At 61.7% G+C, this 15,984-nt stretch carries 14 protein-coding genes; 10 read left to right on the top strand and 4 right to left on the bottom strand.

Going from position 1 to position 15,984, the window contains the following annotated elements; genetic code table 11:
* Window positions 1-18: 18 nt before the first annotated feature.
* From QRN33_RS09120 to rpmE, 3 genes are all read right to left on the bottom strand, one after another.
* On the bottom strand, window positions 19-1,287 hold the full coding sequence (locus QRN33_RS09120; RefSeq protein ID WP_064363273.1) for a malic enzyme-like NAD(P)-binding protein: 1,269 nt from the start codon (window positions 1,285-1,287) through the stop codon (window positions 19-21).
* A gap of 184 nt (window positions 1,288-1,471) precedes the next feature.
* The gene (locus tag QRN33_RS09115) at window positions 1,472-2,254 is read right to left on the bottom strand and encodes a thermonuclease family protein (RefSeq protein ID WP_285408287.1); all 783 of its coding nucleotides are present in this window, start codon (window positions 2,252-2,254) and stop codon (window positions 1,472-1,474) included.
* Window positions 2,255-2,295: 41 nt separating this feature from the next.
* Window positions 2,296-2,517: a 50S ribosomal protein L31 gene (gene rpmE, locus QRN33_RS09110; protein WP_041477565.1), complete on the bottom strand. Its 222-nt coding sequence runs from the start codon at window positions 2,515-2,517 to the stop codon at window positions 2,296-2,298.
* A 285-nt stretch (window positions 2,518-2,802) separates the two neighbouring features.
* Here rpmE and QRN33_RS09105 point away from each other — a divergent pair, with 285 nt between their 5' ends.
* A complete protein-coding gene (locus tag QRN33_RS09105) occupies window positions 2,803-5,022 on the top strand; it encodes a primosomal protein N' (protein WP_285408168.1) in 2,220 nt (739 codons plus the stop codon).
* A 102-nt stretch (window positions 5,023-5,124) separates the two neighbouring features.
* On the opposite strand, the gene QRN33_RS09100 is transcribed toward QRN33_RS09105, so the two are convergent.
* The gene (locus QRN33_RS09100) at window positions 5,125-5,247 is read right to left on the bottom strand and encodes a hypothetical protein (protein WP_016772057.1); all 123 of its coding nucleotides are present in this window, start codon (window positions 5,245-5,247) and stop codon (window positions 5,125-5,127) included.
* On the opposite strand from QRN33_RS09100, the gene argS reads away from it, so the two are divergent.
* The 9 genes from argS (at window position 5,246) to QRN33_RS09055 (ending at window position 15,769) form a co-directional block, all read left to right on the top strand.
* On the top strand, window positions 5,246-6,982 hold the full coding sequence (gene argS, locus QRN33_RS09095; RefSeq protein WP_285408166.1) for an arginine--tRNA ligase: 1,737 nt from the start codon (window positions 5,246-5,248) through the stop codon (window positions 6,980-6,982). The two genes, QRN33_RS09100 and argS, sit on opposite strands and share 2 nt — an antisense overlap.
* Before the next feature lies 1 nt (window position 6,983).
* Window positions 6,984-7,694 carry an SPOR domain-containing protein gene (locus QRN33_RS09090; protein WP_016772059.1) on the top strand — a complete coding sequence of 237 codons (711 nt, stop codon included), beginning with the start codon at window positions 6,984-6,986 and terminating at the stop codon, window positions 7,692-7,694.
* Between the two features lie 289 nt (window positions 7,695-7,983).
* Window positions 7,984-8,514 (top strand): ATP-dependent protease subunit HslV, encoded by a 531-nt coding sequence (gene hslV, locus QRN33_RS09085; protein WP_007968352.1) that lies wholly within the window; start codon window positions 7,984-7,986, stop codon window positions 8,512-8,514.
* Between the two features lie 55 nt (window positions 8,515-8,569).
* Complete coding sequence (hslU, locus tag QRN33_RS09080; protein WP_016772060.1) at window positions 8,570-9,907, top strand: ATP-dependent protease ATPase subunit HslU; 1,338 nt, start codon at window positions 8,570-8,572, stop codon at window positions 9,905-9,907.
* Between the two features lie 124 nt (window positions 9,908-10,031).
* Complete coding sequence (locus tag QRN33_RS09075) at window positions 10,032-10,409, top strand: gamma-butyrobetaine hydroxylase family protein (protein WP_285408163.1); 378 nt, start codon at window positions 10,032-10,034, stop codon at window positions 10,407-10,409.
* 257 nt (window positions 10,410-10,666) lie between these two features.
* A complete protein-coding gene (gene phaC / locus QRN33_RS09070) occupies window positions 10,667-12,346 on the top strand; it encodes a class II poly(R)-hydroxyalkanoic acid synthase (protein ID WP_042608686.1) in 1,680 nt (559 codons plus the stop codon).
* A 94-nt stretch (window positions 12,347-12,440) separates the two neighbouring features.
* The gene (phaZ, locus tag QRN33_RS09065; RefSeq protein WP_042608685.1) at window positions 12,441-13,295 is read left to right on the top strand and encodes a poly(3-hydroxyalkanoate) depolymerase; all 855 of its coding nucleotides are present in this window, start codon (window positions 12,441-12,443) and stop codon (window positions 13,293-13,295) included.
* Between the two features lie 140 nt (window positions 13,296-13,435).
* Window positions 13,436-15,118: a class II poly(R)-hydroxyalkanoic acid synthase gene (gene phaC, locus QRN33_RS09060; protein ID WP_285408161.1), complete on the top strand. Its 1,683-nt coding sequence runs from the start codon at window positions 13,436-13,438 to the stop codon at window positions 15,116-15,118.
* 30 nt (window positions 15,119-15,148) lie between these two features.
* Window positions 15,149-15,769 (top strand): TetR/AcrR family transcriptional regulator, encoded by a 621-nt coding sequence (locus QRN33_RS09055; RefSeq protein WP_042608683.1) that lies wholly within the window; start codon window positions 15,149-15,151, stop codon window positions 15,767-15,769.
* Window positions 15,770-15,984 lie beyond the last annotated feature (215 nt).

The following is a 15,984-nucleotide window of genomic DNA, read 5'->3' as shown; positions in this document are numbered from 1 at the left end:
TTGAAGCGCTACAACAACTTAGCCGTTGAACACGTCATCCACGCTTTTCAGCGGGTAGTTCTTCGGATACGGCAGGGTGGCCACGCCAGTCTCGATCGCGGCCTTGGCCACGGCGTCGGAGATCAGGGTGATCAGGCGCTTGTCCATTGGTTTCGGAATGATGTACTCACGGCCGAATTCCAGTTTGATGCCGCCGTAGGCGTCGCAGACTTCCTGCGGTACTGGCAGTTTGGCCAGTTCGCGCAGGGCATTGGCCGCGGCAACTTTCATTTCTTCGTTGATGCGCTTGGCGCGAACGTCCAGGGCACCACGGAAGATGAACGGGAAGCCCAGTACGTTGTTGACCTGGTTCGGGTAGTCCGAACGGCCGGTGGCCATGATTACGTCGCTACGGGTAGCGTGCGCCAGTTCCGGGGAGATTTCCGGATCCGGGTTCGAGCAGGCGAACACGATCGGGTTGGCCGCCATCGACAGCAAGCCTTCAGCGCTCAGCAGGTTCGGGCCGGACAGACCGACGAACACGTCAGCGCCTGCCAGTGCGTCAGCCAGGGTGCGTTTCTCGGTGGCGTGGGCGAACACGGCTTTGTACTGGTTCAGGTCGTCACGGCCGGAGTGGATCACGCCGGTACGGTCAACCATGAAGATGTTTTCGATGCGAGCGCCCATGCTCACCAGCAGTTTCATGCAGGAGATGGCGGCAGCGCCGGCGCCGAGGCAGACGATCTTCGCGTCCTGCAGGGTTTTGCCAGCGATTTCCAGGGCGTTGATCATGCCGGCAGCGGTCACGATCGCGGTGCCGTGCTGGTCATCGTGGAACACCGGAATATCGCACTGCTCGATCAGAGCACGTTCGATCTCAAAGCACTCAGGCGCCTTGATGTCTTCCAGGTTGATGCCACCGAAGGTGATCGAGATACGCTTGACGGTGTCGATGAAGGCTTGCGGGCTTTCCGAGTCGACTTCGATGTCGAACACGTCGATGCCGGCGAAGCGCTTGAACAGCACGCCTTTACCTTCCATGACTGGCTTGGAAGCCAATGGGCCGAGGTTACCCAGGCCGAGAATCGCGGTGCCATCGGAAATGACTGCAACCAGGTTGCCCTTGCCGGTGTACTTGTAGGCCAGTTCAGGATCGCGAGCGATCTCGCGCACTGGTTCAGCTACGCCGGGGCTGTAGGCCAGCGACAGGTCGCGGGCGGTAGCAGTGGCCTTGGTGAGCTCGACACTCAGCTTCCCCGGACGAGGATTGGCGTGGTATTCGAGAGCGGCAGTTTTCAGATCAGACATTTTGGCATTCCGCTTTTTTACTGTTGGACAGACTGGTCAGCGAGGATACGCGCCTCGCAAAGTCCCCACAAGACTGGGCAGTCACCGCTGTCAAGCGCCCTGCCCTACGACTTTGGGCCAAGAGCCACGGCGCACAAGGGCTGGACTGTTCACAATCAGCCGCAAAAATGTCTACAATTTTTCTTCAGCGCGGCACATTCAGCATCGAAGGACCGGTCAACGGCAGCAACCAGCGTGGCTGACCTTTTTGCAACCCGCCGCGCCGGGATCGATCGACCACCCAGCCGCGTGCCTCGATCTGCCTGCCTTTCAGAGTCTGCAGGAAAGCACTATCGAATTGCCCGAGCAAATTGGGTGCAACCCGCAATACAAGCGTGTCCTGCAACTCGATCCAGATTCCGCCGCGATTGCGCTCCACCTTGTTCACCCGGCCGCTGACGACGACGAAGCCTGAGCGCTGAATCTGCTGCGCTTTCTGCACCGGCGACTGTCGCCAGAGGCCAAGCCTGGCCTGTCGCGCGCTGCGTTCAGCGGCCTGTTGGCAGGCGACCAGATCGACGTTCGGCGCCACGGCCACCTGAAAGCCGAGGCCATCGGCAAGCATTTGCGCTTCGAGATTGGCGCCGCTGGCACTGTAGACATGCGCAAGCGTACGCCCGTAATGGTCCTTCGCCTGCTTGCCGAGCCGCAGACCAACCTGGCCGCCGCTGTCATCGACCAGCGCTTGCAGGCGTTTGCGCGCCGCCACGGCGAAGGGTTCGTCGCTGCGACCCTGCTTGCCCAGCTCCGGCGTGTTGAGGCCGATCATGCGCACGCTGCGGCCGTCGCTCAGGCGCAGGGTGTCGCCATCGACCACCCGCTGCACGCTGACGCTGGTCAGCCCCGCGGGGGTCGGACAAAAGGCCTGGGCGGCGGACAGCCAAATCGCAGACACAAAAAAGGCGCCCGCAAGGGACGCCTTTTTCATCAGTCTGGAGAAGTCGGGACGACCTTCCAAAATGATCAGCCTCAGGCTTTTTTGCCGACGCCGAAAGTAGCGAAACGGTCTGCGAACTTCTGCACACGGCCGCCGGTGTCCAGAGTCTTCTGCTTACCGGTGTAGAACGGGTGGCATTCGTTGCAAACGTCGATCGCCAGGGCTTTGCCGTAGGTCGAACGAGTTTCGAACTTGTTACCGCAGCTGCAGGTAACAGCAATTTCCGGGTAGTTCGGATGGATATCGGCTTTCATGGTGTCTTCCTCAGGCTAGCGTGCCGCCACCCAACACTATTGTTGAATACCGCACGTAATTAGGCCGCGGATTCTACCAGACCTTTTCAAACACGCAAGCTGTCACCGAGACCGACCGTCTGCTAGGCTCCCGACCCAATATGCGATTCCCTTGTAGGAGTGAGCCTGCTCGCGATAGCGGTGTATCAGACGACTCAATGTTGAATGAAAGACCTATCGCGAGCAGGCTCACTCCTACAAGGTTATGTGCCAAGTCCTACCGCCTGCTGATCGAGATCCCCCCGCGTGCCCGACGCCATTCTGCGCCTTGCCCTGCCTTCGCCCCTGCGCCGCCTGTTCGATTACCGGGCGCCGGCCGGGGTGCGGCGTGAGCAATTGCAGCCGGGCATGCGCCTGCGGGTACCGTTTGGCCGGCGCGAGATGATCGGGATTCTGGTCGAAGTCACCGACACCAGCGAGGTGCCGGCGGAAAAACTCAAACCGGCACTGGCCCTCCTCGACTCGACATCGCCGCTGCCGCCAGCACTGTTCAAGCTGTGCCTGTGGACAGCGCAGTATTACCAGCACAGCCTTGGCGACACCTTGAACTGGGCCTTGCCAGTGCTGCTGCGTCAGGGCGAGCTGGCCGAGGCCCGGCAGGAACGCTTCTGGTCGGTGGCCCCCGGCGCCAGCGTCGATGACCCACGGGTCGCCCGTGCGCCACGCCAGCGCGAGGCGCTGACCACGCTGGCCCAGCATCCCCACGGCGTGGCTCATCAGTTGCTGAGCAAACTGATGCTGAGCAAGGACAGCCTCGACCTGCTGCTGGCCAAGGGTCTGGTGCAAGTCGAGATCCGCCGCCACGCCCCCGGCGCGCGCCACGAGCACTGGCTGGCGCAACCGGAGCTGCCGCTCAACAGCGAACAACGCGCGGCGTACGAAGCGATTCGCGCCGGCTTCGACAGCTACCACGCCTTTCTCCTGGCCGGGGTTACCGGCAGCGGCAAGACCGAAGTCTATCTGCAACTGATCCGCGAAACCCTCGAAGCCGGCAAGCAGGCGTTGGTGCTGATCCCGGAGATCAACCTCGGCCCGCAGACCCTGGCGCGCTTCGAACAGCGCTTTAACGCGCGCATTGCCCTGTTGCACTCGGCGGTGAATGACCGCGAACGCCTCGACGCGTGGCTCGCCGCCCGCGATGGCGAGGCCGACATTATTATCGGCACCCGCTCGGCGCTGTTCACGCCGATGAAAAATCCCGGGCTGATCATCATCGACGAAGAGCATGACGGCTCGTATAAACAGCAGGAAGGTCTGCGCTACCACGCCCGCGACCTGGCGCTGGTACGCGCGCGGCAGGAAAACATCCCGATCGTGCTCGGTTCCGCCACGCCGTCGCTGGAGAGCCTGCACAACGCCTACACCGGTCGCTATGGTCTGTTACGTCTGAACGAACGCGCCGGCGGCGCCAAGCAACCGCGCTTCCTGCGTCTGGACGTGAAAAGCCGTCCGCTCGACAGTGGTATTTCCGGGCCGATGCAACAAGCCATCGGCCAGACCCTTGCCAACGGCCAGCAGGTGCTGGTGTTCCTCAACCGGCGCGGATTCGCGCCGACGTTGCTCTGCCACGATTGCGGGTGGATGTCGGAGTGCTCGCGCTGCGATGCGCGCATGACCGTGCACCAGCGCTACGGCGAGTTGCGCTGTCACCATTGCGGCAACGTCGAGCGCACGCCGCGCCAGTGTCCAAAGTGCAGCAAGGTCGATCTGCGTCCGGTCGGCGCTGGCACCGAGCGTGCCGAAGAGCGTCTGGCGATTCTGTTCCCTGATTACCCGGTTTTGCGCGTCGATCGCGACAGCACCTCGCGCAAGGACGCGATGAATCAGCTGTTCGCGACGATCCAGAAAGGCCAGCCGTGCATTCTGGTAGGCACGCAGATGTTGGCCAAGGGGCACCATTTCCCCCGGGTGACGCTGGTGTCGATTCTGGATGCCGACGGCGGCCTGTTCTCCGGCGACTTCCGCGCCAGCGAGCGCATGGCGCAACTGATCGTCCAGGTTGCCGGGCGTGCCGGGCGGGCGGAGGAGCCTGGCAGGGTGATCATCCAGACCCACTTGGCCGACCATCCTTTACTGGTGCAACTGACCGAGCAGGGTTATTTCGCCTTCGCCGAGCAGGCCTTGAGCGAACGCCGCGCCGCCGGGTTGCCGCCGTTCGCCCATCTGGCGCTGTTGCGTGCCGAAGCGCACAAGCCGGGGCAGGCGGAAGGCTTTCTCGATGAGGCGTGCAGCGAGGCCGAGCGCTTGCTGGGCGAATTGAATCTGAGCGGCATTGAGTTGCTCGGGCCAGTGCCGGCGCCGATGGAGCGCCGTGCCGGGCGTTATCGCGCGCAGCTGTTGTTGCAGGCAACCGCGCGGGCACCGTTGCATAGGCTGCTGGCCAGCTGGATGCTGGTGCTGGAGCAGATGCCGAGCGGGCGGGCGGTGCGCTGGTCGCTGGATGTCGATCCGGTGGATCTGTATTGAAGAGCCGAAAGAGCAAAAGATCGCAGCCTTCGGCAGCTCCTACAGATAAATGCCGATTCCACTGTAGGAGCCGCCGAAGGCTGCGATCTTTTGACTTTGATGTCACCACATATCCACATCCTGCCTGCTAAGGTTGGCAAGCCCGTCTTCGCAACGGATAATGCCCAGTTTTTCCACCCGCGCATCGATGCGCCCGCCGCGCTTGCGGTCGAAAGAGAAGACCATGAAAGACACCATTCGCCAGCTGATCCAGCAAGCCCTCACCCAACTCGTCAACGAAGGTGTGTTGCCTGAAGGCCTGACGCCGGCGATCCAGGTGGAGAACGCCCGCGACAAGACCCACGGCGACTTCGCCAGCAACATCGCCATGATGCTGGCCAAGCCAGCCGGCATGAAGCCACGCGATCTGGCAGAGAAAATCATCGCCGCACTGCCCGCCGACGAGAACGTCACCAAGGCCGAAATCGCCGGCCCGGGCTTCATCAATTTTTTCCAGAACACTCAGGCCCTGGCTGCGCGTCTCGACGCCGCGCTGGCCGATGCCCATGTCGGCGTGCGCAAGGCCGGCCCGGCGCAGCGCACCGTGGTCGATCTGTCGGCACCGAACCTGGCCAAAGAGATGCACGTCGGCCATTTGCGCTCGACCATCATCGGTGACGGCGTGGCCCGCGTGCTGGAATTCCTCGGTGACGAAGTGATCCGCCAGAACCACGTCGGCGACTGGGGCACCCAGTTCGGCATGCTGATGGCGTATCTGCAGGAAAACCCGATCACCAGCGACGAGCTGTCGGACCTGGAAAACTTCTACCGCGCCGCCAAGCAGCGCTTCGACGAGTCCGAAGAATTCGCCGACCGCGCCCGAGGCCTGGTGGTCAAGCTGCAGGCCGGCGATGCCGAATGCCTGGCACTGTGGACCAGGTTCAAGGACATCTCGCTGTCGCACTGCCAGAAGATCTACGAACTGCTCAACGTCAAACTGACCATGGCCGACGTGATGGGCGAAAGCGCCTACAACGACGACCTGATCAATGTGGTCAACGACCTCAAGGCTGCCGGCATGCTGGTCGAGAGCAACGGCGCCCAGTGCGTGTTCCTCGACGAGTTCAAGAACGCCGATGGCGACCCGCTGCCGGTGATCATCGTCAAGGCCGACGGCGGTTACCTGTACGCCACCACTGACCTGGCGGCCGTGCGCTACCGCAGCGGCAAGCTCAAGGCTGATCGCGCTTTGTATTTCGTCGATCAGCGTCAGGCGCTGCATTTCCAGCAAGTCTTCGCCGTGGCGCGCAAGGCCGGTTTCGTCACCCATCCGATGGAAATGGAGCACATGGGTTTCGGCACCATGAACGGCGCCGATGGCCGTCCGTTCAAGACCCGTGACGGCGGCACCGTGAAGCTGATCGACCTGCTGACCGAAGCCCAGGAACGCGCTTACAACCTGGTGAAAGAGAAGAACCCGACCCTGGCCGAAAACGAGTTGCGCAACATCGCCAAGGTGGTCGGCATCGGCGCGGTGAAATACGCCGACCTGTCCAAGCATCGCACCAGCGACTACAGCTTCAATTTCGACCTCATGCTGAATTTCGAAGGCAACACCGCGCCGTACCTGCTTTACGCCTACACCCGCGTGGCCGGCGTGTTCCGCAAACTGGGCAAGGACTTCAGCGAAGTGGATGGCCAGATCGTCCTCGAGGCGGAACACGAACTTGAGCTGGCGGCGAAACTGGCGCAATTCGGCGAAGTGCTGAACAACGTCGGTGAGAAAGGCACACCGCACATTCTCTGCACCTACCTGTACGACGTCGCCGGCCTGTTCTCCAGCTTCTACGAGAACTGCCCGATCCTCGCCGCCGACACCCCGGCGCAGATGCAGAGCCGTCTGCGTCTTGCCGCACTGACCGGTCGCACCCTCAAGCAAGGCCTGGAGCTGTTGGGTCTGGAAACTCTGGAGCGTATGTAAGTTGGCCGCCAAGAAAAAACCTGCACCCAAACGCGGCGCCAGCCGCTATCAGGCTCCGGCAAAACAACCGATTCCGGGCTGGCTGTGGATGGCCATCGGCCTGACCGTCGGCGCCTTCATCGTATTCCTGATGAAACTGGAACCGGGCAAGGGCAGCGACACGGTCAAGCGCGAGAAAGTCGAACAGCAGCAGAAAGCGTCGAAGATCGCCGAGGCCAACAAGACCCCGCCGAGCCCGACGCAACCGGTGAAGCCGAAGTACGACTTCTACACCTTGCTGCCGGAATCTGAAGTGATCGTGCCGCCGGACGCGGTGCCGGAGAAAACCCTGCCGACGCCGCAGGTGCCGGCGATCCCGACCACGCCGGTGACCCCGGCCGAAGCGGCGAAGATCGACACGGCGCGCGCGCAGGCAGCTCTGGCGGGTATTACTCCGCCGCCTGCGCCGCCAGTGAGCAAGGCCGCGCCGGTCACCAAGTTCTTCCTCCAGGCCGGCTCGTTCCGCAAAGAGACCGATGCCGACAAGGTGCGCGCGCAGATCATTCTGCTCGGCCAGGCCGTGGCGGTGGAGTCCGGCACGGTCAAGGATGAAACCTGGTATCGCGTTTTGGTCGGCCCGTTCAGCAACCGCGAGCAACTGACCACGGCCCAGAAACAACTGGCCGGCGCCGGCTTCAGCAACCTGTTGTTACAACAACGCCAGAGCCGCTGATCCCACGCCGGGCGTACAGGGTCCGGCTCACTCTGTGGCGAGGGAGCTTGCTCCCGCTGGGGTGCGAAGCGCCGCCAAGCCCTGCAAATGCGGTGCATCAGACAGACCGCATCCGCTGGGTTTGCGACTGCTGCGCAGCCGAGCGGGAGCAAGCTCCCTCGCCACAGAGTCTGGCACCCTCGCGCGACACCGCTCGTCCCCTCTCCCGCCCTGCGGTTGAAATCCCCTCCAGCACCCCCATATGAATGGGCATAAGGCATTTTCGCCCCGCTGCGTGGAGACTCTTCCCTTGACCACCATCGTTTCAGTCCGCCGCCACGGCAAAGTCGTCATGGGCGGCGACGGCCAGGTTTCTCTCGGCAACACCGTGATGAAAGGCAACGCCAAAAAGGTACGTCGTCTGTACCACGGCCAGGTCATCGCCGGTTTTGCCGGTGCCACCGCTGACGCCTTCACCCTGTTCGAACGTTTCGAAGGCCAGCTCGAGAAACATCAGGGCCACCTGATCCGCGCCGCCGTCGAACTTGCCAAAGAGTGGCGCACCGACCGCTCCCTGAGCCGCCTCGAAGCGATGCTCGCGGTCGCCAATAAGGATGCCTCGCTGATCATCACCGGCAACGGTGACGTGGTCGAACCGGAAGATGGCCTGATCGCCATGGGTTCCGGCGGCGCCTATGCGCAGGCCGCAGCCAGCGCTCTGCTGAAAAAGACCGATCTGTCGGCGCGCGAGATCGTCGAAACCGCCCTCGGCATCGCCGGCGACATCTGCGTATTCACCAACCACACCCAGACCATTGAGGAGCAGGATCTCGCTGAATAAGCCTGTTGCGGCCCGTGTGCCACGGCTTGTTTCTGCTTGAGGACCGTCAATTATTATGTCCATGACTCCCCGCGAAATCGTCCACGAACTCAACCGCCATATCATCGGCCAGGACGATGCCAAGCGCGCCGTCGCGATTGCCCTGCGCAACCGCTGGCGCCGCATGCAGCTGCCTGAAGAGCTGCGCGTTGAGGTGACCCCGAAGAACATCCTGATGATCGGCCCGACCGGTGTCGGTAAAACCGAGATCGCCCGTCGCCTGGCAAAACTGGCCAATGCGCCGTTCATCAAGGTCGAAGCGACCAAATTCACCGAAGTCGGTTATGTCGGCCGTGACGTCGAGTCGATCATCCGTGATCTGGCTGACGCTGCGATCAAGATGCTCCGCGAGCAGGAAATGACCCGCGTCCGCCACCGCGCCGAAGACGCCGCCGAGGATCGCATCCTCGACGCGTTGCTGCCGCCGGCACGCATGGGCTTCAGCAATGAAGAAGCGCCGAGCTCCGATTCCAATACGCGTCAGCTGTTCCGAAAGCGCCTGCGCGAAGGCCAGCTGGACGACAAGGAAATCGAGATCGAAGTGGCCGAAGTTTCCGGCATCGAAATCGCCACGCCGCCGGGCATGGAAGAGATGACCAACCAGCTGCAATCGCTGTTTGCCAACATGGGCAAGGGCAAGAAGAAGTCGCGCAAGCTCAAGGTCAAGGAAGCCCTGAAACTGGTGCGCGATGAAGAGGCCGGGCGTCTGGTCAACGAAGAAGAGCTGAAGGCCAAGGCGCTGGAAGCGGTTGAGCAACACGGCATCGTGTTCATCGACGAAATCGACAAGGTCGCCAAGCGCGGCAATGTCGGCGGCGCCGATGTCTCCCGCGAAGGTGTACAGCGCGACCTGCTGCCGCTGATCGAAGGCTGCACCGTCAACACCAAACTGGGTATGGTCAAGACCGACCACATCCTGTTCATCGCTTCCGGCGCGTTCCACCTGAGCAAGCCGAGCGATCTGGTGCCGGAGCTACAAGGCCGTCTGCCGATTCGCGTCGAACTCAAGGCGCTGAGCCCGGAAGATTTCGAGCGCATCCTCAGCGAACCGCATGCCTCTCTCACCGAACAATACTGCGCGCTGCTGAAAACCGAAGGCCTGAACATCCAGTTCCAGCCCGAGGGCATCAAGCGTCTGGCGGAGATCGCCTGGCAGGTCAACGAGAAGACCGAGAACATCGGTGCCCGTCGCCTGCACACGCTGCTTGAGCGCCTGCTTGAAGAGGTGTCGTTCAGCGCCGGCGACCTGGCCAGCGCCCACGATGACAAGGCGATCCTGATCGACGCCGACTACGTCAACAGCCACCTCGGCGAATTGGCGCAGAACGAAGATCTGTCCCGTTATATCCTGTAGGTCACTTCTCCCTGTAGGAGCTGCCGAAGGCTGCGATCTTTTGATCTTGATCCTGAAAAGCAAAATCAAAAGATCGCAGCCTTCGGCAGCTCCTACAGGGCTCATCACAGTCGGATGACCTGCAATGACTAATATTCCTACCGACATCAAACTGCACAAAGCCTCGAAAACCCTGACGCTCACTTATGCGTCCGGCGAGGAATTCACCCTGCCCGCCGAGTTTCTGCGTGTGCACTCCCCCTCCGCCGAGGTCCAGGGCCACGGCAAACCGATCCTGCAATTCGGCAAGCTCAATGTTGGTTTGAGCAAGCTGGAGCCGGCCGGCAACTATGCACTGAAACTGACCTTCGACGACGGTCACGACAGTGGCCTGTTCACTTGGGAATACCTCTACGAACTCGGCAAACGCCAGACCGAACTCTGGGACAATTATCTCGCCGAGTTGCGCGCTGCCGGAAAATCCCGCGATCCGAACGAGTCGTTCGTCAAGCTGATGCTCTAGCCCGTGGCTCTTGCTCTTTAGAGGGCATTTTCTAACTTCATCTGTTTGAATGCTCCGCTCACGCAGCCCAGGATGGGCCGCTTGCGAAAAAAATTAAACTCGGGTAACCAATGGAGCTGGCAAGTTCCCTGCAGTGCTCTACGACTGTAAAGCAGCCATGCAGAATCAACGGTCACCCGAGCAGTAGTACCCGGCATTGGCTGTGGAAGCGACAGCGCAAGACCGGGTACTCGTCTCAGGACAATGGAGCGTCGTAGATGAGTGACAAGAATAACGATGACCTGAAGTACCAAGCCTCGGAAAACACCCTGGGGCTTAACCCCGTCGTTGGGCTGCGCGGAAAGGATCTGCTGGCCTCTGCTCGAATGGTGCTGAAACAGGCCATCAGACAACCGATTCACAGCGTCAGGCACGTGACCCATTTCGGCCTCGAGCTGAAGAACGTGCTGCTGGGCAAATCCGCCCTGCAACCGGCCGGCGACGACCGCCGTTTTGCCGACCCGGCGTGGAGCCAGAACCCGCTGTACAAACGCTATCTGCAAACCTACCTGGCCTGGCGCAAGGAACTGCATGCCTGGATCGACGACAGCAGCCTGTCACCCAAAGACATCGCTCGCGGGCACTTCGTCATCAACCTGATGACCGAAGCCATGGCCCCGACCAATACGGCGGCCAACCCGGCAGCGGTCAAACGCTTCTTCGAAACCGGCGGCAAGAGCCTGCTCGATGGCCTCTCGCATCTGGCCAAGGATCTGGTGCACAACGGCGGCATGCCGAGCCAGGTCAACATGGGTGCGTTCGAGGTCGGCAAGAGCCTCGGCGTCACCGAAGGCGCCGTGGTGTTTCGCAACGACGTGCTGGAGCTGATCCAGTACCGGCCGATCACCGAGCAGATCCACGAGCGCCCGTTGCTGGTGGTGCCGCCGCAGATCAACAAGTTCTATGTTTTCGATTTGAGCCCGGACAAGAGCTTGGCGCGTTTCTGCCTGCGCAATAACGTGCCGACCTTCATCATCAGTTGGCGCAATCCGACCAAGGCCCAGCGTGAATGGGGGCTGTCGACCTACATCGAAGCGCTGAAAGAAGCCGTTGACGTGGTCACCGCAATCACCGGCAGCAAAGATGTGAACATGCTCGGCGCCTGCTCCGGCGGCATCACCTGCACCGCCCTGCTCGGCCACTACGCCGCGCTCGGCCAGAACAAGGTCAACGCCCTCACCCTGCTGGTGAGCGTGCTCGACACCACCCTGGACAGCGATGTCGCCCTGTTCGTCGATGAGCAGACCCTCGAGACCGCCAAGCGCCACTCCTATCAGGCCGGCGTGCTTGAAGGCAAAGACATGGCCAAGGTCTTCGCCTGGATGCGTCCCAACGACCTGATCTGGAATTACTGGGTTAACAATTACCTGCTCGGCAATGAGCCGCCAGTGTTCGACATCCTGTTCTGGAACAACGACACCACGCGCTTGCCCGCCGCATTCCACGGCGACCTGATCGAGATGTTCAAAAACAATCCACTGATCCGCCCCAATGCACTGGAAGTGTGCGGCACGCCGATCGACCTCAAGCAGGTGACCGCCGACATTTTCTCGCTGGCCGGGACCAACGACCACATCACCCCGTGGAAGTCCTGCTACAAGTCGGCGCAGCTGTTCGGCGGAAAAGTTGAATTCGTGCTGTCGAGCAGCGGCCATATCCAGAGCATCCTCAACCCGCCGGGCAATCCGAAGTCGCGCTATATGACCGGCGAAGAAATGGCCGCTACCGCCGATGACTGGCAGGAAAACTCGACCAAGCACACCGATTCCTGGTGGCTGTATTGGCAGGCATGGCTGGCCGAGCGCTCGGGCAACCTGAAAAAGGCCCCGACGAAACTGGGCAACAAGGCGTATCCGGCGGGCGAGGCTTCGCCGGGCACTTATGTACATGAAAGATAGCGGCAAGCTTCAAGCTGCGAGCGACAATCTGAGCGGGTTCTGCTTGAAGCTTGCGGCTTGCAGCTGCTCCCAACTGACCCGAAGGGTTTGACCCATGCCGCAACCGTTCATATTCCGCACCGTCGATCTGGATGGCCAGACCCTCCGCACGGCGGTGCGCCCCGGCAAGCCTCATTTGACGCCTCTGCTGATTTTCAACGGCATCGGCGCCAACCTGGAGCTGGTGTTTCCATTCGTCGCGGCGCTGGACCCGGATCTGGAAGTGATTGCCTTCGACGTGCCCGGGGTCGGCGGTTCGTCGACGCCAAACCGGCCGTATCGCTTTCCCGGTCTGGCCAGACTGACGGCGCGGATGCTCGATTATCTCGACTACGGTCAGGTCAATGTGATCGGCGTGTCGTGGGGCGGCGCCCTGGCGCAGCAGTTTGCCTACGACTACCCCGAGCGCTGCAAGAAACTGGTGCTGGCGGCCACCGCTGCCGGTGCGGTGATGGTGCCGGGCAAACCGAAAGTGCTGTGGATGATGGCCAGCCCGCGCCGCTACATTCAGCCGTCCCATGTGATTCGCATCGCGCCGATGATCTACGGCGGCTCGTTCCGCCGCGACCCGACGCTGGCGGCCAGCCATGCGGCGAAAGTGCGTTCGGCGGGCAAGCTCGGTTACTACTGGCAGCTGTTCGCCGGCCTCGGCTGGACCAGCATTCACTGGCTGCACAAGATCCATCAGCCGACGCTGGTACTGGCCGGCGATGACGATCCGCTGATCCCGCTGATCAACATGCGCATGCTTGCCTGGCGCATTCCCAACGCGCAGTTGCACATCATCGATGACGGCCATCTGTTCCTGATCACCCGCGCCGAAGCAGTGGCGCCGATCATCATGAAGTTTCTCGAGGAGGAGCGTCTGCGCGCGGTCATGCACCCGCATCCGACACCGCTGGGCGGCTGATGGCGGCGGCAGGCTTTATGCAGCACTTTTAATATCAAGCGCGCGGCAGGACGCCGCGCAGGCAGCAACCGGCAACAGCGTCTATGGTGTTCTGGTTCGGTGAGTGTGTTTTTGCCCTGAAGACGAAGGAGTGTTGAGTCATGCGCGAAAAACCAGCGACGGGCGTGGTGCCCAGCCCCGCCGTGTTTATCAACGCCCAAAGCGCGATCGCCGGCCTGCGTGGCAGGGATCTGCTGTCGACACTGCGCAGCGTCGCCGCCCACGGCTTGCGCAATCCGTTGCACAGCGCCAGGCACGCGTTGACATTGGGCGGACAACTGGGCCGCGTTCTGCTCGGCGAAACCCTGCATCCGACCAATCCGCAAGACAGCCGCTTCGCCGATCCGGCGTGGAGCCTCAACCCGTTCTATCGGCGCAGCCTGCAGGCGTATCTGGCCTGGCAGAAACAGGTCAAGAGCTGGATCGACGAAGGCGACATGAGTCCCGAAGATCGCGCCCGTGCGCACTTCGCTTTCACCCTGCTCAATGACGCGGTGGCGCCTTCCAATACGCTGCTCAATCCGCTGGCGGTCAAGGAGCTGTTCAACTCCGGCGGGCAGAGTCTGGTGCGCGGTCTCAGCCACCTGTTCGATGATCTGTTGCACAACGACGGCCTGCCACGGCAAGTGACCAGGCAGGCGTTCGAGGTCGGCAAAACCGTAGCGACCACCACCGGGTCGGTGGTATTCCGCAACGAAATGTTCGAACTGATCCAGTACAAATCGATGAGCGAAAAGCAGTACGCCAAGCCGTTGCTGGTGGTGCCGCCGCAAATCAACAAGTACTACATCTTCGACCTGAGCCCGCAGAACAGCTTCGTCCAGTATGCCCTGAAAAACAGCCTGCAGACTTTCATGATCAGCTGGCGCAACCCCGATGTGCGCCATCGCGAGTGGGGCCTGTCGAGTTACGTCGAAGCGGTCGAAGAAGCGATGAACATCTGCCGGGCGATTACCGGCGCGCGCGAAGTGAACCTGATGGGTGCCTGCGCCGGCGGCCTGACCATCGCCGCCCTGCAAGGCCATCTGCAGGCCAAACGGCAACTGCGTCGGGTCGCCAGCGCGACGTATCTGGTCAGCCTGCTCGACAGCCAGATCGACACCCAGGCCACGCTGTTCGCCGATGAACAAACACTGGAAGCAGCCAAGCGTCGCTCCTATCAGAGGGGCGTGCTCGACGGTCGCGACATGGCCAGGGTCTTCGCCTGGATGCGCCCCAACGATTTGATCTGGAGCTACTTCGTCAACAACTACCTGCTGGGCAAAGAGCCACCAGCCTTCGACATCCTCTACTGGAACAACGACAACACGCGCCTGCCTGCGGCGCTGCACGGTGATCTGCTGGACTTTTTCAAGCACAACCCGCTGACCCACGCTGGCGGTCTCGAGGTGTGCGGCACGCCGATCGACCTGCAGAAGGTCAATGTCGACAGCTTCAGCGTCGCCGGCATGAACGACCACATCACGCCATGGGACGCGGTGTACCGCTCGACCCTGCTGCTCGGTGGCGAGCGGCGCTTCGTGCTGTCCAACAGCGGCCACGTGCAAAGCATCCTCAACCCGCCGAGCAATCCGAAAGCTGCCTACGTCGAAAACGCCAGACTGAGCAGCGACCCGCGCGCCTGGTACTACGACGCCAGACATGTTGAGGGCAGTTGGTGGCCGCAGTGGCTGGAGTGGGTCGCGCAGCGCTCCGGCGCCCTGCACGAGACCCGTACCACCCTCGGCAGCCCGAATTATCCACCGATGGAAGCGGCACCCGGCACCTACGTGCATGTACGTTGACGCTCAACCGAATTTTTCTAAGAAGACTGGATGAAAACCCGCGACCGGATTCTCGAATGTGCGCTGCAACTGTTCAACGAAAAGGGCGAGCCGAACGTGTCCACCATGGAAGTGGCCAACGAAATGGGGATCAGCCCCGGCAACCTCTACTACCACTTCCACGGCAAGGAACCACTGATTCTCGGTCTGTTCGAGCGCTTCCAGCATGAACTCGCGCCACTGCTCGACCCACCGCCGGAGGTGGAACTGGCACCGGAGGATTACTGGCTGTTTCTGCATTTGATCGTCGAGAGGCTGGCGCAATACCGGTTCCTGTTCCAGGACCTGTCGAACCTCGCCGGACGCCTGCCGAAACTGGCCAAGGGCATTCGCAACCTGCTTAACGCGTTGAAGAGGACGCTGGCGTCGCTGCTGGCGCGGTTGAAGGCTGCCGGGCAACTGGTCAGCGATACCCAGGCGCTGGGGCAACTGGTGGAGCAGGTGACCATGACGTTGCTGTTCTCACTGGATTACCAGCGGATCCTCGATCGTGAGGGTGAGGTTCGGTTGGTGGTTTATCAGATCATGATGCTGGTGGCGCCGCATCTGCTGCCGCCGGTGAAGGTGGCGACAGAGCGGATGGCGCTGCAATACCTTGAGGATCACGACTGACCTGAAAAGCCCCTCACCCTATCCCTCTCCCAGAGGGAGAGGGGATTGATTGGGGGATGTTCGAGAGCTACGCCGACCTGAGCGAGCTTCGTTGAATCCATAATCAACTACCCGAAGATTACGGCTGACTCCAAAAGCCCCTCACCCTAGCCCTCTCGCTGAGGGAGAGGGGATTGATTGGGGGATGTTCGAGAGCTACGCCGACCTGAGCGAGC

The sequence above is a fragment of the Pseudomonas sp. FR229a genome, assembly GCF_030209115.1.
Classification (GTDB): Bacteria; Pseudomonadota; Gammaproteobacteria; order Pseudomonadales; family Pseudomonadaceae; genus Aquipseudomonas; species Aquipseudomonas moraviensis_A.
The sequence above is the reverse complement of the archived record's forward strand: the minus strand, read 5'-3'. Positions and strand labels throughout refer to the sequence as shown.